The following is a 23,488-nucleotide window of genomic DNA, read 5'->3' as shown; positions in this document are numbered from 1 at the left end:
ATCTCTTGCTTCTTGCAGCGGTGCGGGGGGGGGGGGGGGTGGCCGTCTAACCTCTCCTGCCCCCCCCCCCCCGGGGGGGGGGGGCCGCGGGCCCCCCCCCCCCCCCCACGACGGGTTCGTGGCCCGTCAGGGCCACTGACTGAGCTCGTCCGTCACTTGCCGCTGAGCTCCCGGTATTCCTTCATGCCGCGAACGAAGCGGCACTCCCCCGATTTCTCGTCGACCAGGATGGGCATGTTTCCGCCCACTCTCATCGGCCTCCCGAGGGAATCCAGCACCGTGGGTCGCCACGAGAACGCGAAGCACCCACTGAGGTTGGGCGGCGTCCAGTTCCTGAGTTCGCACCGCCACTCACCCCATTGCCGGACCATGGAGCTGCCGAACTCCTCGGCCAGGACTTTCGCCTCTGTCTCTCCGAGCATTGAACCTGCCTCCGCACATCCCGGTGACATCGCAGCTCAGGCCAGACGTAGCGGCGTGGCGTCATTATTCATGAACAGAGGAAGGGGGAGGCGGGCTGGAGCGCCGCCTCCCCCTCGGGTCCTTTCGTGCGGTACTCAGCCGGTCGTCAGGGTGACGTCGTCGACGACGAAGCTGGTCTGGAGGCTGGAGTCCTCGGAGCCCGTGAAGGTCAGCGTGATCTGCTGGCCGATGTACTGGCTCAGGTCCAGGGTGCGTTCGGTGTAACCCGTGGCCGCGTTGGCGTTGGAGTACGTCTGCTTCGCGGTCCCGTTGACCTTGACCTGGAAGGTGTCGTACGCCGTGGAGCCGGACTCGCTGGTGTCGATGTGCAGCCAGTACTTCAGGGTCGCCCTGGTGCAGCCGGCCGGGATCGTCACCGTCTGGCTGACCGTGTCGGTGGCCGTGGAGCCGTAACCCGCCAGCCACGCGTACCGGGTGCCGGAGTGCGCGGACTGGCCGCTGAACGCGCCGATCGCGCCGGTGTCCCCGGTCCACGGCGAAGTGCCGCTCTCGAAGCCGCCGTTGGTGACCGCCTGCGAGGCCGTGCAGCCGCCCGCGCCGGTGACGGTCAGCGTGTACTGCGCGGTGTGCGTGGTGGAACCGGCGCCGGTGATGGCCAGGTTGTACGTGCCCGGCGCCACGGAGGAGCCGACGGAGACCGTCGCCGTGGACGAGCCGCCGGAGGTCACCGAGGCCGGGCTGAAGGAGACCGTGACCCCGGCGGGGGCGCCCGAGGCGGACAGGTTGACCGTCTGGGCCGAGCCGTTGGTCGTGGCGGTGGACACGGTGGTGGTCAGCGAGGTGCCCGGGGCGGTGCTGCCCGTGGCGGGGCTCGCCGAGAGGGAGAAGTCGTCGGCCGGGACGGTGGCCGAGACCGCCTGCGACCACAGGGTGTAGGCGACGCCGTCGGCGCTGCGGTTCAGCCCGGTGGCGTTGATGTTGCTCGTGGTGTCGCAGGCGGAGTGGTAGCAGCTGTCGTACGCGGCGCCTGACGTGCCGCCCCACTTGGTCGCCTGCGCCGAGGTCTTGCGGGCGCTGGCGCCCATGGCGTAGCCGGAGGTGGGGATGCCGTAGTTCTCGAAGGAGTAGTCGTCGGAGCGGCCCGCGCCCTCGGTGTTCTCCTCGGGCTGCAGGTTCAGCGAGTCCCAGTACGCCTTCATCGGAGCGGCGGCGGCCGAGGTGATGTGGTTGATGAAGTAGCCGCCGTTGGGCGAGGCGACCATGTCGAAGTTGTAGTACGCCTTGATCGCCGAGCGCTGGGCGGAGGTGAGTGAACGGACGTAGAAGTCGGAGCCGTTGAGGCCCTGCTCCTCGTCCGTCCACCAGCCGAAGCGGACGCGTCCCGCCATCGACGGGTTGGTCTCGGCGAGTTTCAGCGCCACCTCCAGGAGGGTGGCGCTGCCGGAGCCGTTGTCGTTGATGCCGGGTCCGGCGGAGACGCTGTCGAGGTGCGAGCCGAACATGTACACCTTCGACGCGTCGCCGTGCGGCCACTCGGCGATCAGGTTGGGTCCGGCGCCGCTGGCACAGCCGGAGGTGCATGCCTGCTCGGTGACCGTGTAGCCGGCCGCCTGGAGCTTGCCCTTCACATAGGCGACCGAGTCGCGGTAGCCCTGTCCGGACGACTTGCGGGTGCCGCCGTTGCGGGTCGCTATGGCGTTCAGTTCGGTCAGGTGCGCCTGGACCTTGGTGACGTCGATGTCAGGCGCGGCCGCGGTGAGGGTGGCCGGAGCGGCCGCGGTACCGGTGCCGGCGGGGGCCGGCGCGGCGCTCGCGGGGAGCGCCACCAGGCCCAGTGCGGCGGCCAGGGTGACACCGGTCAGGGACAGGCCGGTGGGGGAGATTCTTCGAAGCACCGTGTCTCCTTTGTGGGGTGGGAGGAAACGGGAGGCGGGGCGTGGTGGTGCCGCGCCTCCCGGTCGATGCGGTGTCAGCTCGTGGTGAGCGTGGCGTCGTCGACGACGAAGCTGGTCTGGAGGCTGGAGTCCTCGGTGGCCGTGAAGGTCAGCGTGATCTGCTGGCCGATGTACTGGCTCAGGTCGAGCGTGCGCTGGGTGTAACCCGTGCCGGCGCTGACGTTGGAGTACGTCTGCTTCGCGGTCCCGTTGACCTTGACCTGGAAGGTGTCGTAGGCCGTGGCGCCGGACTCGTCGGTGTCGATGTGCAGCCAGTACTTCAGCGTCGCGGTCGTGCAGCCGGACGGGACCGTCACCGTCTGGCTGAGCGTGTCGGTGGCCGCGGAGCCGTAACCCGCCAGCCACGCGTACCGGGTGCCGGAGTGCGCGGACTGGCCGGCGAACGAGCCGATGGCACCGGTGTCACCGGTCCAGGGCGAAGTCCCGCTCTCGAAACCGCCGTTGGTGACCGCCTGCGAGGCCGTGCAGCCGCCGGCGCCGTTGACCGTCAGCGTGTACTGCGCGGTGTGGTGTGCCACACCGTCACCCTGCACGGTGATCGTGTAGGTGCCGGGGGTGGCCGACGACGTGGTGGTGACGGTCATGGTCGAGCTGCTGCCGGAGGTGACCGAGGCGGGGCTGAAGGAGACCGTGACACCCGACGGGGCGCCGGTGGCGGTCAGGTTGACCGTCTGGGCGCTGCCGCCGGTGGTCGTGGTGGCGACCGTGGCGGTCGCCGAGGCACCCGGGTCGACGCTGCCCGTGGCGGGGCTGACCGACATGGAGAAGTCCTGGCCCGGGGTGCCGGAGCAGGTGGGGTCGCCGGTCTGCGCGGGCACGCTCACCGCGTCCCAGGCGGCCTTGGTCTTGTTGAACAGACCGCAGGTGGCGTCGAGGTTCTTCGCCGCGGTCAGGGTCGCGGTGCGGTACTTCTTGTACGTCATGCCGCTGGTCTTCAGCAGCATGCCGCCGTAGAAGACCTTGCCCGCGCTCTGGATGCCCATGCCGGTGACCGTGGAGCTGTTGCAGGTCGGGCTGGACGGCTTGCCGCCGCCGGGGCTGGAGCCCTCGGACATCAGGTAGAACCAGTGGTTCAGCGGACCGGCGGCCGCGTGCACCTCGGTGCTCGGGATGGAGGAGGAGTAGCAGTTCGGGTCGCCGAGCTTCGAGGGGTCGTACATGTTGCGGATCGGGCCCTGGCCGACGAGGTTGATCATCTCGCCGACGAGGTAGTCGCCCGGGGTGTCGTACGGGGAGGGCTCGTTGGCGTAGGCCTCGGTCAGTGCGCCGAAGATGTCGCCGGTGCCTTCGCCCAGGCCGTTCTCGTTGTTGGAGCCGCCGGGTGTGTACTGGTCGATGCCGTGGCCGAACTCGTGGGCCACGACGTCCATCGCGGCGATCCACTCGTTGGCATTGTTGTGGCCGATGGAGATGCTGGAGCCGTCCCAGTAGGCGTTGACGTCGCCCAGCCCGACCTTGACCGGCCAGCTGCGGCCGTTGCCGTCATGGCCGTTGCGCCCGAGCCAGTTCTTGAGCATGTCCCACTCTTTTTGCGCCCCCCACATGGCGTCGACGCAGCCGGTCTCCTTGCTGGTCGGGTTGCCCGTGCCCCAGGAGTCCGTGGACTTGCTCATGACGGTGCCGGTGCTGAAGTCGGCGCAGGTCAGACCGGGGCGGTTCGGGTCACGCAGGGAGTACGAGCCACCCGACGCGGTGGTGTCGATGCTGAGCGGGCCGGGGCCGTTCCACTTGCTGTTGCCGGTGCCGGCCGCCACGTCGTCGTGGGTCGCCAGGACCTTGCCGTCGACGGCGTCCACCCAGACGTGCAGGTGGCTCGGCGCCTTCCTGGTGGCACCGGTCAGCACGGTCTCCCAGGCCAGGCGCGCCTTGTTGCCGGCCACGTGGACGACGAGGCGCGGTGCCTCGGCCTTCTCGACCGTCTTCAGCCGCGCCCGGCTGGTCTTGGCGGCCGTCGCCTTGCTGACGCGGGCCCTGGTCGGAACCGCGATCTTCGCCCTGGTGGCCGACGAGGTGGCGCGCACCCGGCCCTTGCCGTCGGCGAGGACGACGGCGTCGCCGCCGACGACCGGCAGGCCGCGGTAGGTCCGCTCGTAGGCGATCGAGTAGAGGCCGTCGACCCAGGGTGTGACCTGCTTGCGGTCGTACTGCTCCGAGGGGCCCTTGGCCAGGGCGTCGAAGCCGCTGGTGGCCGCCTTGTCGGCGGCGGATATCGCCTGGCTGCGGGGGCTGGGCGCGGGATCGGCCTCGGCCGGTGCGGATGAACCGGCCGCGGCGGCGGTGGCGGGCAGGGCCGCCACACCGAGGGTCACCGCCAGCGCGACGCCGGCGATGGTGAGTCTTTGGGGCACCGTGGCTCCTAGTGGGGTTGGAATCCAGGTGGGCGGGTCCGCATCGCCGAGATAAGCATGCGCATGTCAAGCGCACGTCAAGCCTCGACGGGCGAAACCGGCCGGAACTGTGAGCTGCGCCCGCCCCCTCGACAGCCGTCGGCGCAGTGCGGACAGGGAGGCGCACCGTGACCGCGAGGAGTAGGGCGGGCGGCGACGAGATTAACCACAGGGTGGTCCGTCCGTTCCTGTCCGATTCCGGCACGTCCGCTTTCGGCCAGTGCGGTTCCGGTGCATATGCGACTGAAGTGACCTCTCTGGCCTCCTGGGAGAGCTGCCCGTATCGTGCGCGCATGCATTCGGCAGAGAACCCCCCGCACGGCCGGCGACTGAGAGCCTCCAAGGCAAGAGAGGCCTATCTGGCCCTCGTTGAGCGGATCGCCGCGTCGGGAGCAGGGGACCTCACCGCCGAGCGGGAAGAACTCAAAGGCATGTCCGCCGAGTTGTTCCGATGGCTGGAGGAGCGGCGGCTACTGGACCCGAGCGGTGAGCGGCTCAGCCCGCCGGAACAGGCTCTGCGGCACATCGTTCTGGAGCACGGGCGCCGTCTGCGGGAGGCGGCCGAGGGACTCAGCCGGGACGCCGAGACGCTGGAGGACGTGGTGTCCGTGCTGGCGGCCCCGCGATCCGAAGAACGGGAAGCCGTGGAGATCGAGTACTTCACGGACCGCTCGCGCACCCGGCAGCGGCTCGAGGAACTGGACTCGCTCGGCATGGACGAGTTCCTGGTGATGCGCAACGGCTTTCCCGACGCGCAGATCCTCGAGGCCAGCCTCGCCGGGGACCTGGACATGCTGGCGAACGGCGTCCAGATGCGCATGCTGACGTCCCAGCAGGCCGTCCGCTCACAGGCGTCGGCCCGCTACCTGAACGCGCTGACCGACGCCGGGGTCGAGGTGCGGGTCGCTCCGACGGTGCCGCTCCACATGAACATCCTGGACCGGGCGATCGTCATCATCGGGGCGGGGCCCGGGCCGCAGGGAGAGGGCGGCGACGTCATCCTGCACAGCACGCCCGTCGCGCAGTGCTTCTGCAAGGTCTTCACCCACGCCTGGGACCTCGCCCGGCCGCACACCGAACGCCAGCCCGGGCGCGGGCGCACCGGCTGCGAACTGTCCGCGCAGGAACGCGAGGTGCTGGCCCTGCTGGCCACCGGCGCCAAGGACGAGACCATCGCCCGCCGGCTGGCCTGCTCGGACCGCACCCTGCGCCGCCTGATGAACCAGATCATGGAGAAACTCGGCACCTCCAGCCGCTTCGAGGCCGGAGTCACCGCCGCCCGCCTGGGCCTGGTGAACTGACCCGGAACCCGTCGGCGTCGGCCCGCCCGGAGCCTCGCGGCAGACGGCCGAGATCACGCGCGGCCACGCGGTACGCGCCGGTGCACCGGTGGGGAGCCGCTCACCGCCGGACCCGATCCGAGGCGTGCCACCCGCCTACGACCACGTCGGGGACCGCGTCCTCGCAGGCCAGCAGCCGCCAGGAGGCCGACGACCACGCGAACACGGCGTCCTGGCCGAACCGCCGTCCCAGCGAGCGGACCTGAGTGTCGCTCAGGCCGGTCAGGGCCACGCTGATCTCGGCATGGGCACCGGCCGGGTCACGCCCGACGGCCGGCCACCACCGCAGACCGCGCCGGGCGACGATCCGCAGCAACTCCTCCTGCGCCCGCAGATTGGCCCGCACGCCGGCCTCGCGGCCGCCGGGGTTGAAGGCCGTGACGATGTGGATCGTGCGCCCGCTGCCGAGCGGGTGGGGAAGGCTGGGCACGTCGCCCTGACAGCCCGGCACGACATGGACGCCGCGCGCGGTGAGGGCGATGTCCACGACTGCGCCCAGATAGTGCGGCCACTGCGCGGACTTGGGGAAATGGACGACGGCAGGCACAGGCGTCTCCTTCGAAAGGGGACCCCCTTACCTGCCGGCAGGGAGATCTCGGGCCCGCTGGGCGGGCCGGCTGCTATTCCGGGTGCCGAGCACCGGACGCCGCGATGCTGCCACACGACCGGGCTCCAAGTCGAGCGCCCGCACGACCGCCCCTCGCGGGGATGATGTTCCTCCGGGGGCTACCCAGCGGTAACCGCTCACTTCTACGCTTCCGCCAACTTGACCGCACTACACGGGAGTTGACGGATGCGCGGAGTGAGACGGGTGGCGGCGTCCATCGGGGCCGCCGCTGTGCTGGCGGTGGGGGCGGGCAACGCGGGGGCGGCGGCGCCGAAATTCTCCGGGGTCACGGCGATCGGGACGCACAACGCGTACGAGAAGGACAAGTACCCGTACTTCGCGCAGGCGCTGGACTCGGGGGCCTCGCTGCTCGAGCTGGACGTGTACGTGGACAGCCTGAGTCACCGGTGGCGGGTCAGCCACAGCAACCCGTTCGGCAACGACAACAACTGCGAGGCCGCGAAGAGCCCGGACGAGCTGTACGGCAAGAGCCGCAACCAGGATCTCGGCAGTTGCCTGGACAACATCGCGGCCTGGAACCGGCTCCACCCCGACCACCCGCCGATCGTCTTCAAGGTGGAGATGAAGGTGGGCTTCAACGACCGGGCCGGGATGGGTGCGGACGAGTTCGACACGCTGGTGTCGCGCAAGCTCGGCGGCAGCGTGTTCCGGCCGGCCGACCTGCTGGGCGGCACCCACTCCACCCTGGACGCGGCCGCCAGGGCGGACGCCTGGCCCTCCCGGGACGCCATGCAGGGCAAGTTCCTGTTCGAGCTGATCCCGGGCACGGTGGAGCAGTCCAACCCGTTCGACCACTACTGGACGGACAAGGAGTACGGCGACCACTTGCGGGACCTGTCCGCGGCCGGGCAGATCTCCGAGGCCCAGGCGTTCCCGGCGGTGCTGGGCGCCGAGAACGGAGACCCGCGCACCGGCCGGTACGACGCCTCGATCCGGCCGTGGTTCGTGTTCTTCGACGGGGACGCGGCGACGTACGTGAACAAGGGCTACGACACCTCGTTCTACTCCGCGAACCACTACATCCTGATCGCCACGGGCGCCGACGGGGTGTCCCCCGCGATCTCCTCGACCGACCCCGCGGACGCCGAAGTCGCCGCCCGGCTCGCCCTGCTGGCCAGGAATCACGCCAGCGTCATCACCTCGGACTGGGCCGCCAAGCCGGCCTCGGTACTGGGCTCGGTGACGACCCGGGGCTGATGCGGCACGGCGGACCCGTGGATCTCTCGTGCCGGACGGGGCATATATGAGTCGACTCCTGTAACCCCACGGCACCCCAGGGGGGTCCCCCCATGCTGCACGGCATCGACGTGAGCGCGTACCAGTCCTCGACCTACGGTACGGACGGCCTCTCCTTCGTCTTCATCAAGGCGACGGAGGGTCGTTCGTACGTCAACCCCCGGCTCTCCGCGCAGACCAAGCACGGCCGCGACGCGGGTCTGGTCGTCGGTTACTACCACTTCCTGTGGCCGGGGCACATCACCGCCCAGGCCGAGTACTTCGTCCGGCACGCCCCGGAGAAGGCGGGCGAACTGCTCGCCGTCGACTGGGAGACCACCAGCGAGGGGAATCACGCGAGCAACGCGGAGAAGGACCTGTTCATCCGGACGGTGAAGCAACTGCGCCCGCACCACAGGGTGCTGCTGTACACCAACCGGGACTACTGGCTGAACAAGGACCACACCTCGTACGCCGGTGACGGCCTGTGGATCGCCGACTACGTGAGCGCGGGCCACCCCCGCATCAAGGCCAAGTGGCGCTTCCACCAGTACAGCAGCGAGCCCCACGACAAGGACGTGGCCGCCTTCGCGGACAAGGCCGCCCTGCGGAAGTGGGCCACGCCCTGACGATGCCGCCGGCGGGTCAGCCGCGGAAGGCCGCCGGCCGCTCCGGGGAGGCCTCCGCGAGGGCCTTGCGGACCGCCTCGGCGCCCGCCCGCAGGCCGTAGACCGGGGTGTCCGGCTGCTGGCGCCAGGAGTCGTCGATGCCGCCCGCGTCGACCGTGTCGAAGCCCAGCTCGTCGATGAGGTCGCGGACGACCCGCTTGGCGGCCTCGTCGTCACCGGCGACCGGCAGCGCCATCCGCTCCGGGTCACCGGCCGGGCGGGGGCGGTCCAGGATGTCCTGGGCGTAGGTGCCGTTGAACGCCTTGATCACGGGGTGCCCGAGGTGCCGCTCGGTCCAGCGGCTCTCGGTCAGGCCCTCGTCCTCGATCCCGGCGATCCGGCCGTCCCGCTGCTGCGGGTAGTAGTTGCCGGTGTCGATCACGGCCACGCCCTCGGCGGCGCCGGACAGCAGGCCGGAGGAGAGGCCGGGGACCGCCTTCAGGGGGACGGTGACCACGACGACCTGGGCGCCCTCGGCGGCCTCCGCCGCCCGTACCGCCATCGCGCCGGTCTCCTCGGCCAGTGCCTTCAGGGTCTCGGGGCCCCGGGAGTTGGCCACGGACACGTCGTGCCCGAGTGCGGTGAGCCGCCGGGTCAGATTGCCGCCGATGTTGCCCGCGCCGATGATGCCGATCTTCATGACAGACCTTCCCAGTCCATGCATGTGCATGCTTCTGACCTGGGCGACAACCCCGGGCGGCGCCGGGCTATTCCGGCCGGTAGGGCGAATGGGGGACGCGGGCGCCCGGGGGCCGGTGGCGCTCATGACGAAGGGGGTGCCGTCCCGCTGCGGGACGGCACCCCCTTCGGGCACGTCACTTGCTCAGGTAGGCCCAGAACTCGTCGAACGACAGGACCTTGTCGCCGTTGATGTCACGGGTCCGGATGACGGCCTCCGCCACCGTGTCGGTGACGTTCCAGTCACCCCCCTGGGCGAGGGCGGACTTGAACTCCGCCGCGGTGATGAAACCGTCACCGTCCGCGTCGATCCGCTGGAACTGCTTGCGTGCTTCCTCGATGTCCGCCACCGATCCGCCCCTTATGTTCGCGTTACTCATGCCGTGCTGGCGTACTGACGCTGGTCAGATTAACGGTCCGTGTGCGCCTCCAGTGCGGCGACCACCCAGGCGAAGTCCTCCTCGTGGGCGGAGACGGGCGCTCCCTTCAGCACGCCGAGCAGTTCCCGGTAGCGGGCGAGCCTGGGATTGTGGGAGGCCTTCATGCGTTCGAGGACGGCCGCCCGGTCGGCGTTGCCGAGCAGATCCCGCAGCACCTGCCCGGCCTCCGGCGCCTCGGGGGCGACACCGCGCTCGCGCGCCTGCCCCACCAACTGGACGAGCCGCTTGAAGAACCACATGGACGCCCCGCGCGGTGCGTCCTGTCCCCGGTCCGCGGCGTTGAACTCGGCGGCGCCGCGCATCTGCGCCCGGAACCGGGGGTCCTGGACCATCTCGGCCAGCTCCACCCAGGCGTCCACCTGCTCCGGCGTCGGGTCGTCCGGCAGGTTCAGCGCGGTGTCCCGCATCCGCTCACGGATCTCCGGGTCCGCGGTGTCGAGCCCGTGGAACGTCTCCTCCACGAACTCCGCCATGATCCGCCTCCGCTCGCCCGCCGAGAGCCGGGCCAGTCTGTTCATCAGGGTCGTCTCCTCCGCACCAGAACCGCGCCTCGCCACGGACGACAGCACCGCGCGGGTCACCTTCAGCGACCGGATCTGCGCGTCCAGGGCCGCCGCGTGGGTGGCCGCGACCTCGGCCACGGTCCGCTCCCCGGACAGCACCCGGTGCACGTCCCCGAGGCCGAGCCCCAGCTCGCGCAGGGTGCGGATCAGCTCGAGGCGGGCGGCCGAGGCGGCGTCGTAGAGCCGGTAGCCGCCCGCTGACCGGGCCACCGGGGGCAGGACGCCCTCGTCGGACCAGTAGCGGATGGTGCGAACCGAGAGGCCGGTGGTCCGCGCCGGCTCGCCGATGGTGAGAAGTCCGGTGCCGTCGTCGATCACGTCTGCGAGTCTGGGCCTTCCAGTCGGTGGAGACTCAAGGAGCGGTGGGTTGGAGACCCTGCGGAACATACTGGACGCGGTGGCGCGCGGGGTGTTCCCGCCGGCCGACGGCCGTACGACGGTCGTACCGCAGCACCGGGCGCGGGACGCGGGGGTGCTGGCCTTCACCGCGCACTCCGTCGTCTTCACGGACGAGGACCCGCGGTGGGTGCGCGAGACGCTGGACGCCGTGGACTGCGATCCGCTGTCCGCCGCGCTGAACCCCGTCTTCCTGGCCTCCCTCCTGGCCCGGACCGGGCGCCGGGCCGAGACCGTCGACGCGCTGCTGGTCGGATCACCCCTGCCCGGCGCGCCGCCGCTCGCGCTGACCGAGATCGAGGACGCCGGCCACCCTCGCATCGCCTACGCCCGCCGCCGGCGCGACGAGGTGCGGGCGTGGACGGCGGACGGCGGGGTGCTGGTCATGGGGCGCGGGGTCGGCGGGCGGCTGGAGGTGAGCGTCGAGGTGGACGAGGGGGCGCGGCACCGGGGGCTGGGCCGGGCCCTGGTGACGACGGCCCGGCATCTGACGGCGGAGCCGCTGTGGGCGCAGACGGCGCCGGGGAACGCCCGCAGCTTGCGGGCGTTCCAGGCGGCCGGCTATCGCGTGGTGGGCGCGGAGGCGCTGCTGCTGGCTTCCTGAGCCCCTGCGGCTCAGCGGAAGACGCCGGTGTGGCCGAGGGAGTAGCGGCCCGGCTGGGGGTAGACGGCGAGTCCGTGCGGGCCGCTGCCGACCTTGATGCGGGCCAGTTCGGTTCCGGTGCGGGTGTCGATGGCGTACACCTCGGCGTTGTAGCGGCCGGAGAGCCACAGCACCTTGCCGTCGGCCGAGACGCCGCCCATGTCGGGGCTGCCACCGCCGGGCAGGTGCCACTTCCTGGTGAGCCGGTTCTGGGCGAAGTCGAAGACGGAGATGGAGCCCTCGCCGCGGTTGGAGACGTACATCTCGCGGGAGTCGCGGCTGACGTACAGGCCGTGCGCCCCCTTGCCGGTGGCGAGGAACGTCGGTTTGCCGAAGGTGTCGCCGTCCAGGATCCACAGGCCGTTGGCCATCATGTCGGCGATGTAGAACCGCTTGCCGTCGGGCGAGATCTTCACGTCCTGCGGCATGGCGCCGCGCACGTCCAGCTTCTGCCGGCCGAGGACCTCCATCTTCGCGGTGTCGACCTTGAGCAGTTCGCCGCTGAACTCGCAGGAGACGATGAAGTAGCGGCCGTCGATGGAGAAGTCGGCGTGGTTGACGCCGGCGCAGTCGACCGGGACGGCCTTGACCTGCTTCATGGTGTGCGCGTCGCGGAAGACCAGCCGGCGGTCCTTGGAGGCCATGACGACGGCGTACTTGCCGTCGGGCGTGAAGTAGAGGTTGTACGGGTCGTGCACGTCGACCGGCTTGCCGGCCTTGCCGGTCCCCGGATCGATGGGGGTGAGGGAGTTGCCGAGGTCGTTGTTGACCCACAGCGTCCTCAGGTCCCAGGAGGGCACGACGTGCTGCGGCTGGCGGCCCACCGGGATGGTCTCGATGATCTTGTACGTCTTGGGGTCGATGACCGTGACGGTGTCGGAGTTGGTGTTGGGGACGTAGATCCGGGAGGGGAAGCCCTCGACCACCGGGGAGAGCTTGCCCGGGCGGTCGGCGGCGTAGATGTCGGTGGGGTCCTCCACCGGCGGCATCCCCGGCAGCACGTCCACCTGTGGCTTCCTCACCTGCGGTGCGACCGGCGCCTTGCTGCCGATGGCCTCGTTCTCGCGGTGCTGGGAGCCGCCGCACGCGGACAGCAGGGTCAGGGCGGTGAGGGCGGCTCCGGCGGCCAGGAGGCGGGCGGCTTTCGTGGTTCGCATCAGCTGAGCAGCTCCGTGGTGGTGACCGCGCGCAGTCCGCGGCGGTCGAGTTCGTGGAGTACGGCGGGGAGGGCGGTGACCGTGCCGGGGTAGCCGAAGTGCAGGCTCACCACCGAGCCGGGGCGCACCTCGGCCGCGACCTTTCGGGTGATGGCGTCGGCGCCGGGCCGGGTGTAGTCGAGCGAGTCGACGTCGTACGACAGCACGTGCGGGTAGCCCGCGGCGCGGGCCAGTGCGGCGACCTCCGGGGAGGCGGTCGGGGAACGGGAGGGCCGGAACCAGGTGCCGATGGATCCGGTGAGCCGCTGGAGCCGGTCCGCGCAGTCGGTGATCTCCTTGCGGGCGGCGGCCGGTGACATGGCGTTGACGGCGACGTGCCGCTGGGTGTGGTTGCCGAGGTCATGGCCGCCGTCGAGGATGCGGCGGGCGAGGTCCGGGTGCTCGTCCAGCCAGGTGCCGACGGCCAGCACGGTCAGCCGGGCACCGTGCCGTTCGGCCGCGCCGAGCAGGGAGGTGGCGAGTTCCGGATCGCCCTGCCCGTGGAAGGTGAGGGCGACCCGGGGGCGGCCGCGCGGGCCGTGGGTGATCTGGGCGGGCTGCCCGGGATAGGAGCGGGGGGCGGGGACGGTACGGGAGGTGGCCGCGGGGTGGCCGGACGCGCGGGCGGACGGGTCGGCGGAGGCGGTGGCGTTCGGTTCGGCCGGAGCGCCCGCGCAACCGGCGGCGAACGCGCCCCCGGCGACGAGCCCGGCGCCCGCACGCAGCACCTCGCGACGGTTGGTCGTGGTCACCCGCACCATTTAAGGGGTGAAGGGTAAGAAAACGCCCGATTGGCCCGATCGGAGGAAGATGTCGGGTCGCGTCGGCCGGGAGGGGGGTGGCGGTCGCGGTGGTCTCAGCGGCCGGTCTCGCGCTCGGCGACGCGCATCTCGAACCAGGTGGTCTTGCCGCGCGGCAGCAGGTCCACGCCCCAGCGGTCGGCCAGTTTGTCCACCAGGAACAGGCCCCGGCCGCTGACGTCCATCTCCTGAACCGGCATCAGACAGGGCAGTCCGCGGGAGGGATCACGGACCTCCACGCGGATCCAGCCGCGACGCCGGCGCATCCGCAGGCCGAAGACCCGGGCCCCGGTGTGCCGTACGGCGTTGCCGACGAGTTCGGAGACGAGCAGGACCGCGTCCTCGGTCATCTTGGGGGTGAGCCCCCAGTGCCGCAGGACGACGACCTGGGCCAGCCGGCGCGCGGTGGCCGCGGACTCGGGGCGGGACGGCAGCGGGACCTCCGCCTCCGTCGGGTTGCCGAACAGTTCGAGCGCCTTGAGCGCCCGTTCGTCCTCGACCGCGGGCGACCAACGCGCCGCGGCCGCACGGCTGTGTCCCCGCGGCTGTCCGATGCCCTCCAGCCCCGCCATGCCCCCATGATGGCCGTCCGGAGCCGCCTCCGTGGGCGTTCCCGAGGAATACGCCCCCTGCGCGCTCCCGTCCCGCTCCAGCCCTCCGGCATATGCCGAAGGCATTACAGGGTCGACGACAGCCCGTCCGAGCTGCGGAGACGACTCACTTCCGGGCAATCGTCAGGCTCCCTCGACGAGGCAGGCTTAAGGTTGATTTAAGGCTCCCATAAACCGCCCCATCGAGGGACCCGGATCAGACAACGCGTCAATTGCAAGAGCCTGTGCGGCAGTTCATACTTCCGAGGTCACAGGAACTTGGCCTTGCCCGGCCCCTCCTCCACGAAGCTGCGCATGCCGCGCTCGCGGTCCTCGGTGGCGAACAGGCCCGCGAACCAGTTGCGTTCGACGGCGAGACCGGTGTCGATGTCGGTCTCCAGGCCGGTGTCGACGGACTCCTTCGCCGCGCGCAGCGCGATCGCCGGCCCCTGCGCGAGCCTCGCCGCCCACGCGTGCGCCTGCTCGTACACCTCGGCGGCCGGGACGACCCGGTCCACCAGGCCGATGGCGAGCGCCTCGTCGGCCTTCACCTGGCGGCCGGTGAAGATCAGGTCCTTCGCCTTGGAGGGGCCGACCAGCCGGGGCAGGCGCTGGGTGCCGCCGGCGCCCGGGATCAGGCCGAGCAGGATCTCGGGCTGGCCCAGCTTGGCGTTGTCGGCGGCGATGCGGTAGTCGGCGCAGAGGGCCAGTTCGCAGCCGCCGCCGAGCGCGTAGCCGGTGATGGCCGCGACGACGGGCTTGGGGATGCGGGCGACGGCGGTGAAGGAGTCCTGCAGGGCGCGGGCGCGCAGGACCATCGCGGTGTGGTCCATGGCCTGCATCTCCTTGATGTCCGCGCCCGCCGCGAACACCCGCTCGCCGCCGTAGATCACCACGGCGCGCACGTCCTCGCGGCGCGTGGCCTCCTCGGCGAGCTCCTTCAGCCGGTCCTGCGTGGCCACGTCCAGCGCGTTCATCGGCGGCCGGTCCAGGCGGATGGTTCCGACACCTTCGGCGACTTCGAGATTCACGGTCATGCCGAGCAGGTTAACGGGGACTAACGGCACCCATGGCGGTGCCGTCCGTCACATGCGCCCCGAAGGGGCGCGGGGAACTGCGCGACCAGCCACAGCGCACCCGCGCCCGGGAGCGGACCGGTGGCCCCGGGCTCTCACGGTGACGAAGAGCGGGGGCTCACTTCTTCCAGTCCTCCCACGACATGTTCCAGCCGTTGAGCCCGTTGTCCGGGGCCACCGTCCGGTCGTGGGAGCGCTTCACGACGACCACGTCGCCGATCATCGAGTGGTTGAAGAACCAGGCCGCCGGCACGCCCTTGTCGTAGCCGCCGCGCACGTCGCGCAGGCCGACACAGCCGTGGCTGGCGTTGTAGTTGCCGAAGGCGCCGCCGCCCCAGTAGTTACCGTGGATGAAGGTGCCGGAGTTGGTCAGGCGGATGGCGTGCGGGACGTCCTTGATGTCGTACTCGCCGCCGTAGCCCACGGTCTCGCCGTTCATGCGGGTCACGGCGAGCTTCTCGCTCATGACCATCTGGCCGTTCCAGGTGTCGTAGCCGGGCTTGCCGGTGGTGACCGGGATGGTCTTGACGACCTTGCCGTCCTGGGTGACCTTCATCGTGTGCTTCTTGGCGTCCACGACGGAGACCTGGTCGCGGCCGATGGTGAACTTCACGGTCTTGCGCTGCTTGCCGTAGACGCCGTCGCGGCCCTCGACGCCGTCGAGGTTGAGGTCGACGGTGACCTTGGTGCCTTCCTTCCAGTACTTCTCCGGGCGGAAGTCCAGGCGGTCGTTGCCGAACCAGTGACCCTCGACGTCGACGGCCGGCTCCGTCTTGATGCTGACGGCCTTCTCGACGTCCGCCGGGTTGGTGATGCCCCGGGTGAAGCGGACGGAGAACGGCATGCCCACCCCGACGGTCGAACCGTCCTCGGGGGTGAAGTAACCGACGAAGGTGTTCCGCGGGGTGAGCGTGGTGAAGCTGGAGTCCTCGGCGGCCTCACGGCCCGCGGAGTCCTTCGCGACCGCGTGCACGCTGTACTTGGTGCCGGCGGACAGGTGGGTCGACGGCTTCCAGGCGGCACCGTCGCCCGTGACGGCGCCGTCGATCTTCGCACCCTTGGCGTCCTTGACGGTCACCTCGGTCAGCTTGCCCTTGGTGACGCTCACCTTCAGGGCGCCGCTGGTGTCGACGCCGGTGGCACCGGACTTGGGCGAGATGCTGACGGCGGCCGTGGACTGCTTGCCCTGCCGCGTGCCGGAGTCCGGGCCCTTTCCGTTCCCGGATCCGGACCCGGACTCCGAGTCACCGCCCCCACCGCACGCGGTGACGGCCACGAGCAGAGCGCCGGATATCAGCACCAACCCCTTACGGCCGAACCTTCGGCCCCCCACCGATGCCCCCGATATCGGCCGCACGTTCACCTTGCACTCCCCTCGCCGGGCCAGGTCAGGCCCGCTCCCCACCACATTTGGTGTGCGCATGGTAACCGCAGGATTTCGAGCGGGGAGTCGGCCGAAGGTCACCGTTCCGTCGCAAATTCAACCGACCGCCGCGACCCGAACCCCCCGTCCGTTCCACTCACTTGCGGGAGCTGCCCGCTTTCCACTCCTTCCATGCCATGTTCCACCCTCCGAGCCCGTTGTCGGGAGCGACGGTTTTGTCCTTGCTGTTGACGACCTCGACGACGTCACCGATGAGGCTGCGGTCGAAGAACCAGCCCGCGGGCGTGTCCGAACCGCCGCCCTTGACGTCCCTGAGCCCGACGCAGCCGTGACTGACGTTCACGTTCCCCGGGGCGTCCGGTGACCAGTAGTTGCCGTGCAGGAAGGTGCCGGAGTCGGTGAGCCGCATGGCGTGCGGGACGTCGGGGATGTCGTACTCGCCGCCGAAGCCGACCGTCCGGCTGTTCATGCGGGTGACCTCGAGCATCTCCATCACCACCATCTTCCCGTTGTAGGTGGTGGTCTTCGGGGCGCCCGCGGTGATCGGCACGGTGGCCAGCAGCTGCCCGTCGCGCCGCACCTCCATCATGTGCCGGGCCGCGTCCACCAGGGAGACCTGGCCGCGCCCGACGGTGAAGGTGAACGTCTTGTCCTGCAGGCCGTAGACGCCGGGCGCACCCACCACGTCCCTGAGGCCGAGGTCGACGGTGACCTCGGTGCCGGGCTTCCAGTAGCGCTCGGGACGGAAGTCGAGCCGGTCCTTGCCGAACCAGTGCGGGCGGATCTCCACCGGCGGGTTCGCGGTCACGCGCACGGCGCGCTCCACGGCCGCGCGGTCGGTGATCTCCCGGTTGAAGGAGAGGGAGACGATCATCCCGATGCCGACGGTGGCCCGGTTCTCGGGGGTGACGTAGCCGATGAACCGCTCATCGGGCACATACGTCGTGAACGTGGTGTGCCGGGCCGAGCGGCGGCCTTCGGAGTCGAGGGCGACCGCGTCGACGGTGTACTTGGCGGCCAGCGCCAGCCGTCCGCCGTCCGGTTCCCAGCCCAGCCCGTCGGCGGTGATGTGCCCGGGAACCGGGGCGTCCTGTGCGTCCTGGGACATCACGACGCTCACCTTCTCCAGGCGCCCGTCGGAAACCCGGACCCGTAGCCGCTCACCGGGCCGGACGGCCGTGCTGCCGTCCCCCGGGGTGACCCGGATGGCGTCCTTCGGGGCCGGCGGTCCGCCGAGCATCCGGTCGATGTCCAGACCACCGGAGCCGCCCGCGGTGCAGCCGGCCAGTAGTCCCACCCATGTCAGTACGGCGGCCAGCGCGGCCCCCGCGCGCCGTGCGCGTCCTTGTGCGTGCCTCACGTGGGACTCAACGAGCGTGCACGCTCCGGGGAAACGTGAGTGCGACGCCCGTGCTGGGCAGAACAGTGGGGAGGACGACACGAAGGGCAGCCTTCCCCCCGCGGGGGAGGCTCCCCCAGCCCGCGTCGGAGCCGTCGGGGCGCGGCCGTACCGGGCGGCCGGGCGTGCGCCTGCGCGCGCCCGGCAGTTCGGCGCGGCGCGGTGCGCCCCGCGGGCGAGCCACGAAAGAGGGGCCGACTGGTGACGAGCGCAGCCGAGCAGCGGGCACGGGCCGAGGAGCCGGCCGCCGGGGGCGGGCCGGCGGCGGCCGCGGTGAGCGGCGCCCGTCGCGGCGTGCCGCCCGCGCCGCCCGTGTGGCCGGGTGCGCCGACCCCGCTGGGGGCCCGGTTCCGGGTCGGCCCGGACGGGGTCGCGGGCACCAACTTCGCGTTGTGGGCGGCCGGGGCGGAGGCGGTCCGGCTGTGCCTGTTCGACGAGCGGGGCCGGGAGACCCAGGTTCCGCTGACCGAACTGACGCACGAGATCTGGCACGGCTTCGTGCCCGGCGTGATGCCCGGGCAGCGCTACGGCTACCGCGTGCACGGCCGCTGGGATCCGTGGACCGGCGCGCGCTGGAACCCGGCCAAGCTGCTGCTCGACCCGTACGCGCGCGCGGTGGACGGGGAGTTCCGCCTGCCGCCGGAGGTCTACGGGCACGTCCGGGACTGGCCGGAGCAGCATGTCGCCGACACCGTCCGGGACGACCGGGACTCCGCGCCGCACGTCCCCAAGGGCGTTGTCGTCCATGACGACGACGACTGGTCCGACGACCGCCGCCCCAAGACGCCGTGGGCGGACTCGGTCATCTACGAGCTGCACGTGCGCGGCTTCACCAGGCTGCACCCCGGCATCCCCGAGGAGCTGCGCGGCACCTACGCCGGGCTCGCCCACCCAGCGGCGATCGAGCACCTCACCGGGCTGGGCGTCACGGCCGTGGAACTGCTCCCCGTGCACCAGTTCGCGCACGAGGACCACCTGCTGCGCCGGGGCCTGAGGAACTACTGGGGCTACAACTCCATCGGCTACTTCGCCCCGCACGCCGCCTACGCGGCCTCGGGGACGACGGGCGGTCAGGTCGGCGAGTTCAAGCGGATGGTCCGCGCGCTGCACGCGGCCGGCGTCGAGGTCATCCTCGACGTGGTCTACAACCACACCGCGGAGGCGGGTGAACTGGGGCCCACGCTCTCTCTGAAGGGCATCGACAACCGGGGCTACTACCGGCTCCAGCACGACGCCCGCCGGTACGCCGACTACACCGGCTGCGGCAACACCCTGCACGTGGTCCAGCCCCAGGTGCTGCGCCTGATCACGGACTCGCTGCGCTACTGGGTGACCGAGATGGGCGTGGACGGCTTCCGCTTCGACCTCGCGGCGGCGCTCGCCCGCTCGATGCACGACGTCGACATGCTGTCCCCCTTTCTGGCGGTTATCGCCCAGGACCCGGTGCTGCGCCGGGTGAAGCTGATCGCCGAACCCTGGGACATCGGCTCGGGCGGCTACCAGGTGGGCGCCTTCCCGCCGCTGTGGACCGAGTGGAACGACCGCTACCGGGACACCGTGCGGGACTTCTGGCGCCATGCGCTGCCCGACGTGAGGGAGATGGGCTACCGCCTGTCCGGCTCAAGCGACCTGTACGCCTGGGGCGGCCGGCGGCCCTACGCCTCCGTCAACTTCGTCACCGCGCACGACGGTTTCACCCTGCGCGACCTGGTCTCGTACGGCGGCAAGCACAACGCGGCCAACGGCGAGAGCAACCGGGACGGCACCGACGACAACCGCTCCTGGAACTGCGGGACCGAGGGGGAGACGAACGACGAGCGGGTACGGGCGCTGCGGCGCAGGCAGTCACGGAACCTGATGACGACCCTGCTGCTGTCCACCGGTGTGCCGATGCTGGTCGCCGGTGACGAACTGGGCCGCACACAGCGCGGCAACAACAACGCCTACTGCCAGGACAACGAGGTCAGCTGGCTGGACTGGTCCCTCCTGGACGACCCGTCCTGGCGCTCCCTGTCCGAGCTGACCTCCCGGCTGATCGCCCTGCGCCACCACCATCCGGTGCTGCGCCGCCGGGCCTTCTTCTCCGGGCGCGCCCACTCGGCGGCCGGGCTGCGCGATCTGGCCTGGTTCACCCCGCGGGGCGAGGAGATGACCGAGGGCGACTGGTACGCCCCTGCCGCCACGCTTGGCATGTATCTGTCCGGTCAGGACATCCCGGGCCGGGACGAGCGGGGCGCGCCGGTCCTGGACGACAGCTTTCTCGCGGTGCTGCACGCCGGCGACCGCCCGACGGCCTTCGTGCTGCCGGGGCCGCCGTGGGCCGAGCGCTACGAGGTGGTGGTCGACACCTCGCGCGAGGAGCAGTCCGAGGCGCCGGGCACGGTCCACCCGGCGGGTGCGCGGATCACCGTACCGGCGCGGACCGTGCTGCTCCTGAGGGCCGGCTGACGCGGTGTGACGTTCGCGCGTGACGCGGATCACGTGCGCCGGGTGCAGCGCGCGAGGGGGGCCAGGGCCTTTCCCCTTGTGTGGACAGCCGGCGAGGACGGGACCGTGGGATGGAGCAGGCTCGGGCCGGTGAGTACGACGCGTTCGTGGCGGCCCGCTGGTCGGTGTTGTTCCATCTGGCCCGTCTGCTCACCGGAGGGGATCGGCATCGGGCCGAGGATCTGTTGCAGGAGTCCTTGGTCAAGCTGTGGTTCGTCTGGCCGAAGGTCGCCGACGGGGCGCCGGAGGCGTATGTGCGCAAGGTGCTGGCCCGGGCCGCGGCCCGCTCGGCCCGCCGGCGCTGGTGGGGCGAGCGGCCCGTGGAGGAGCTGCCCGAGACGGCGGCGGCCGGTGACCTGTCGGCGGCCGTCGCGGAGCGGTCCCGGCTGGAGTCGGCGCTCGCCCAGCTGCCCCCCCGGCAGCGGGCCGCGGTCGTCCTGCGCTACTACCAGGACCTGCCCGACCACCAGGTCGCGACGACTCTGGGCTGCCCGGTGGGCACGGCCCGGTCGCACGCCGCGCGCGGGGTGGCCCGGCTGCGCCGGCTCCTGGCCGACGTCATCGAGCCGGTGGGGTGAGGGAAGAAGCCATGGATCACTTTGAGCGGCAGCTGGCGCAGCTGATGCACAGCACCCAGGAGCACCGCGCCTTCGAGGCCGGGCACCGGGAACGGCTGCGCGCGGGCGTGCGGACCCGGCGACGGGTCCGCACGGCGCGCAGGGCGGCCGGCTCCGTGCTGGCCGTCGCGGGGATCGGCCTCGGGCTGTTCCTGTGGCCGCACGCGCCGGGCCCGGAACGGCCGAGCGCTCCCCGCCCCCGACCCGTGATCAGCCCGGCGCCGACGCCGAGCTCCTCCCCGGGACCGGACGACTCGCCGAGCGCGCCGCCCAGTTCGCCACCGGCGACGCGAACCCCGAGCCCGCGCGGCACGACGGAGACCTCCCTGCCGCCGTCGGCGTCCGGAAGTTCCACTCCGGGCGGGCCGCCCACCGGCACGGCGACGGCCACCTTCCCCGGCACGGCCACCACAGAGCCGGTCACCGGGTCGGCGAGCCCGTCGTACACCTCCCCGGCGGCCGGCTAGCCCGCCGCCCCCCCTTCCGCCATCGGGTGCCTTCGGCACGCCTCGAACCAGAGAACACAAGGGATATAGTGATGAATCCCCACCCGGACCGGACGGCACCGGCCGGCACCCCGCTGTACCGGCGCGCGCCACTGCCCGCCCGGCACGTGGAGCCCGTGCTGGACGTGGCCGTGCCGGTGTTCAACGAGCAGACGGATCTGGAGCCGAACGTACGGCGGCTGCACGCGCACCTGCGGGACACCTTCCCCTACCCGTTCCGCATCACCGTCGCCGACAACGCCAGCACGGACCGCACCCCGCACATCGCCGCCCGCCTCGCCGACGGGCTGGCGGAGGTGGATTGGATACGGCTGCCCGAGAAGGGACGCGGGCGGGCGCTGCGCGCGGTCTGGTCGGGCTCCCGGGCGCCGGTGCTGGCGTACACCGACGTGGACCTGTCCACCGGGCTCGCGGCGCTGCTGCCGCTCGTGGCGCCGCTCATCTCGGGCCACTCCGACCTGGCCATCGGCACCCGGCTGGCGCCCGGTTCACGGGTGGTTCGCGGCCCCAAGCGGGAGGTCGTCTCACGCTGCTACAACATGCTGCTGCGCCATACGCTGGCGGTGGGCTTCTCCGACGCGCAGTGTGGGTTCAAGGCCGTGCGGCGCGATGTCGCCCAGCGGCTGCTGCCCCTGGTGCGGGACGGGGGGTGGTTCTTCGACACCGAGCTGCTGGTGCTCGCCGAGCGGGCCGGGCTGCGTATCCACGAGGTGCCGGTGGACTGGGTCGACGACCTCGACAGCCGGGTCGACATCCTGGCCACCGCGCTGGCCGACCTGCGCGGGATCGCCCGGCTGCGGCGCGAACCGGGCCGCCGTCGCCGCACCCGGGCCGGCGCCGTATGAGCACGACCCTGCACCTCGTTCCGGCGCCGGCGCGGAACCGCGTCCCCGTGCTCCGGCGGCGCCTGCGCGCCGCCGCCCACCGCCACGGACCGGTTCTCGTCTGCTACGGCACCCTGAAACTCGTCGGCTTCTGCTCGTTCATGTACCTGCTCGACTCGGCCGGCGACTTCCGCAGGAAGCACCCCCGGTTCGGCGGCGGAGCACACGCGTGGGACGTCCTGGCCACCTGGGACGGCTGGTGGTACCAGCAGATAGCGGTGCACGGCTACGACCCCAGGCTCGTGCACATCCCCGGCGCCACCGGCCTGATCACGCTGGAGGGCAACTCGGCGGCGTTCTTCCCGCTCTACCCGGCGCTTATGCGGCTGGCCTCCGGGGTGACGGGTCTGGGCTCGTACGGTGCCGGCCTGCTGGTCTCGATCGTCGCCTCGTTCCTCGCCGCTCTCGGGATCTACGCCGTGGCCGACCTGTTCGGCGGCCGGCGTGCCGGCCTCGCAGCGGCCGGCCTGTGGGCGGTCTGGCCGGGCTCCGGCGTGGAGTGGGCGGTCTACTCCGACTCGCTGTACGTCGCTCTCGCCGCCTGGACCTGCTACGCGGTCATGACCCGCCGCTGGCTCACCGCCGGAGTCCTCGCCTTCGCGGCGGGCCTCAACCGCCCCACGGCCGTGGCCCTGATCGCCGCGCTGGGGGTGGCCGCCCTCCTCGCCCTGCGCGACCGCCGCGACGGCGTGCTGCGTCCGCTCCTGGCCATGGTCCTGGCCCCGCTGGGCCTGCTCTGCTATCTGGTCTGGGTGGGGCACCGGATGGGTGACTACGGCGGCTACTTCACGCTGCAGTCGGGCGCCTGGGCCCACCGGTTCGACTACGGCGCGCAGACCCTCGACGTGCTCACCTCCGTCCCTGTGGGTCACTTCACGTACCTGTCGGCGTGGCCCTTCGCGGACGTCATCGCGGTCGGTGTCGTCCTGCTGGCGTTCGCCCTCGTCCCGCTGCTGCTCCGGCTCCGTCCCCCGGCGGTACTCGTCGTCCACACCGTCCTCACACTCGCCCTGGTCCTCGGCAGCCAGCAGATCTTCGCCAACGTCTCCCGCTACCTGCTCCCCTGCTTCCCCCTGTTCATCCCCCTGGCCGTCGCGCTGCGCCGCCTCCACCCGCGCCTGCTGTTCACCCTGTTGGGCGTCGCGGCCCTGGCCTCCGGCTCGTACGCCGGCTACGCCCTGTTCGAACTCGGGGTGCCTTAGCCGACCGGCGG

Annotated in this window: 22 protein-coding genes; 9 read left to right on the top strand and 13 right to left on the bottom strand. The window is 71.5% G+C overall.

All coding sequences use genetic code 11. The features are described from left to right. Positions 1 to 152: 152 nt before the first annotated feature. The 3 genes from ACFVVO_RS24770 to ACFVVO_RS24760 form a co-directional block, all read right to left on the bottom strand. Entirely contained in the window at positions 153 to 422 is a 270-nt protein-coding gene (locus ACFVVO_RS24770) for a hypothetical protein (RefSeq protein ID WP_390057787.1), read from the bottom strand. 135 nt (positions 423 to 557) lie between these two features. Continuing rightward, positions 558 to 2,318 (bottom strand): M28 family peptidase, encoded by a 1,761-nt coding sequence (locus ACFVVO_RS24765; protein WP_390057786.1) that lies wholly within the window; start codon positions 2,316 to 2,318, stop codon positions 558 to 560. A gap of 74 nt (positions 2,319 to 2,392) precedes the next feature. Beyond that, positions 2,393 to 4,726, bottom strand: a complete 2,334-nt coding sequence (locus tag ACFVVO_RS24760; protein ID WP_390057785.1) for a M4 family metallopeptidase — start codon at positions 4,724 to 4,726, stop codon at positions 2,393 to 2,395. Positions 4,727 to 5,058: 332 nt separating this feature from the next. On the opposite strand from ACFVVO_RS24760, the gene ACFVVO_RS24755 reads away from it, so the two are divergent. Next, positions 5,059 to 6,066 (top strand): LuxR C-terminal-related transcriptional regulator, encoded by a 1,008-nt coding sequence (locus ACFVVO_RS24755; protein ID WP_390057784.1) that lies wholly within the window; start codon positions 5,059 to 5,061, stop codon positions 6,064 to 6,066. A 100-nt stretch (positions 6,067 to 6,166) separates the two neighbouring features. Here ACFVVO_RS24755 and ACFVVO_RS24750 read toward each other — a convergent pair whose 3' ends face one another. Then, positions 6,167 to 6,652, bottom strand: coding sequence for a DUF3293 domain-containing protein (locus ACFVVO_RS24750; RefSeq protein WP_390057783.1), 486 nt, complete (start codon positions 6,650 to 6,652; stop codon positions 6,167 to 6,169). A gap of 246 nt (positions 6,653 to 6,898) precedes the next feature. On the opposite strand from ACFVVO_RS24750, the gene ACFVVO_RS24745 reads away from it, so the two are divergent. Both ACFVVO_RS24745 and ACFVVO_RS24740 read left to right on the top strand, forming a co-directional pair. Further along, positions 6,899 to 7,930 carry a phosphatidylinositol-specific phospholipase C domain-containing protein gene (locus ACFVVO_RS24745; RefSeq protein WP_390057782.1) on the top strand — a complete coding sequence of 344 codons (1,032 nt, stop codon included), beginning with the start codon at positions 6,899 to 6,901 and terminating at the stop codon, positions 7,928 to 7,930. A 92-nt stretch (positions 7,931 to 8,022) separates the two neighbouring features. Beyond that, complete coding sequence (locus ACFVVO_RS24740) at positions 8,023 to 8,577, top strand: GH25 family lysozyme (RefSeq protein ID WP_390057781.1); 555 nt, start codon at positions 8,023 to 8,025, stop codon at positions 8,575 to 8,577. Between the two features lie 16 nt (positions 8,578 to 8,593). Here ACFVVO_RS24740 and ACFVVO_RS24735 read toward each other — a convergent pair whose 3' ends face one another. The 3 genes from ACFVVO_RS24735 to ACFVVO_RS24725 all read right to left on the bottom strand — a co-directional run bounded on the left by ACFVVO_RS24735 (position 8,594) and on the right by ACFVVO_RS24725 (position 10,615). Beyond that, positions 8,594 to 9,280 carry an NADPH-dependent F420 reductase gene (locus tag ACFVVO_RS24735; RefSeq protein ID WP_390057780.1) on the bottom strand — a complete coding sequence of 229 codons (687 nt, stop codon included), beginning with the start codon at positions 9,278 to 9,280 and terminating at the stop codon, positions 8,594 to 8,596. Positions 9,281 to 9,431: 151 nt separating this feature from the next. Further along, positions 9,432 to 9,644, bottom strand: coding sequence for an EF-hand domain-containing protein (locus ACFVVO_RS24730; protein WP_390058014.1), 213 nt, complete (start codon positions 9,642 to 9,644; stop codon positions 9,432 to 9,434). Between the two features lie 59 nt (positions 9,645 to 9,703). Beyond that, a complete protein-coding gene (locus ACFVVO_RS24725) occupies positions 9,704 to 10,615 on the bottom strand; it encodes a MerR family transcriptional regulator (RefSeq protein WP_390057779.1) in 912 nt (303 codons plus the stop codon). Positions 10,616 to 10,664: 49 nt separating this feature from the next. Here ACFVVO_RS24725 and ACFVVO_RS24720 point away from each other — a divergent pair, with 49 nt between their 5' ends. Further along, on the top strand, positions 10,665 to 11,297 hold the full coding sequence (locus ACFVVO_RS24720) for a GNAT family N-acetyltransferase (RefSeq protein WP_390057778.1): 633 nt from the start codon (positions 10,665 to 10,667) through the stop codon (positions 11,295 to 11,297). An 11-nt stretch (positions 11,298 to 11,308) separates the two neighbouring features. Here the strand turns inward: ACFVVO_RS24720 and ACFVVO_RS24715 are convergent, their stop codons facing one another. From ACFVVO_RS24715 to ACFVVO_RS24690, 6 genes are all read right to left on the bottom strand, one after another. Further along, a complete protein-coding gene (locus ACFVVO_RS24715; protein WP_390057777.1) occupies positions 11,309 to 12,493 on the bottom strand; it encodes a beta-propeller fold lactonase family protein in 1,185 nt (394 codons plus the stop codon). Further along, a complete protein-coding gene (locus ACFVVO_RS24710; protein ID WP_390057776.1) occupies positions 12,493 to 13,293 on the bottom strand; it encodes a polysaccharide deacetylase family protein in 801 nt (266 codons plus the stop codon). Before ACFVVO_RS24710 ends, ACFVVO_RS24715 begins: the two co-directional genes overlap by 1 nt. Before the next feature lie 95 nt (positions 13,294 to 13,388). Then, positions 13,389 to 14,009: an ATP-binding protein gene (locus ACFVVO_RS24705; protein WP_390057775.1), complete on the bottom strand. Its 621-nt coding sequence runs from the start codon at positions 14,007 to 14,009 to the stop codon at positions 13,389 to 13,391. 182 nt (positions 14,010 to 14,191) lie between these two features. After that, complete coding sequence (locus tag ACFVVO_RS24700) at positions 14,192 to 14,959, bottom strand: enoyl-CoA hydratase/isomerase family protein (protein ID WP_390057774.1); 768 nt, start codon at positions 14,957 to 14,959, stop codon at positions 14,192 to 14,194. A 157-nt stretch (positions 14,960 to 15,116) separates the two neighbouring features. Next, positions 15,117 to 16,361, bottom strand: a complete 1,245-nt coding sequence (locus ACFVVO_RS24695) for an Ig-like domain-containing protein (RefSeq protein WP_390057773.1) — start codon at positions 16,359 to 16,361, stop codon at positions 15,117 to 15,119. Between the two features lie 157 nt (positions 16,362 to 16,518). Then, the gene (locus ACFVVO_RS24690; RefSeq protein ID WP_390057772.1) at positions 16,519 to 17,742 is read right to left on the bottom strand and encodes an Ig-like domain-containing protein; all 1,224 of its coding nucleotides are present in this window, start codon (positions 17,740 to 17,742) and stop codon (positions 16,519 to 16,521) included. Positions 17,743 to 17,982: 240 nt separating this feature from the next. Here ACFVVO_RS24690 and glgX point away from each other — a divergent pair, with 240 nt between their 5' ends. The 5 genes from glgX (at position 17,983) to ACFVVO_RS24665 (ending at position 23,477) form a co-directional block, all read left to right on the top strand. After that, positions 17,983 to 20,229 (top strand): glycogen debranching protein GlgX, encoded by a 2,247-nt coding sequence (gene glgX / locus ACFVVO_RS24685; protein ID WP_390057771.1) that lies wholly within the window; start codon positions 17,983 to 17,985, stop codon positions 20,227 to 20,229. Between the two features lie 110 nt (positions 20,230 to 20,339). Then, positions 20,340 to 20,846 (top strand): SigE family RNA polymerase sigma factor, encoded by a 507-nt coding sequence (locus tag ACFVVO_RS24680; RefSeq protein ID WP_390057770.1) that lies wholly within the window; start codon positions 20,340 to 20,342, stop codon positions 20,844 to 20,846. Positions 20,847 to 20,857: 11 nt separating this feature from the next. Further along, positions 20,858 to 21,352, top strand: a complete 495-nt coding sequence (locus ACFVVO_RS24675; protein WP_390057769.1) for a hypothetical protein — start codon at positions 20,858 to 20,860, stop codon at positions 21,350 to 21,352. A 71-nt stretch (positions 21,353 to 21,423) separates the two neighbouring features. After that, positions 21,424 to 22,236, top strand: coding sequence for a dolichyl-phosphate beta-glucosyltransferase (locus ACFVVO_RS24670; RefSeq protein ID WP_390057768.1), 813 nt, complete (start codon positions 21,424 to 21,426; stop codon positions 22,234 to 22,236). Continuing rightward, complete coding sequence (locus ACFVVO_RS24665; RefSeq protein WP_390057767.1) at positions 22,233 to 23,477, top strand: hypothetical protein; 1,245 nt, start codon at positions 22,233 to 22,235, stop codon at positions 23,475 to 23,477. Before ACFVVO_RS24670 ends, ACFVVO_RS24665 begins: the two co-directional genes overlap by 4 nt. Positions 23,478 to 23,488: the final 11 nt, after the last annotated feature.

The sequence above is a fragment of the Streptomyces sp. NPDC058145 genome (genome assembly GCF_042884245.1).
Lineage (GTDB): Bacteria > Actinomycetota > Actinomycetes > Streptomycetales > Streptomycetaceae > Streptomyces.
Note: the sequence above shows the minus strand (reverse complement) of the source record. Positions and strands in the feature narration are given on the sequence as shown.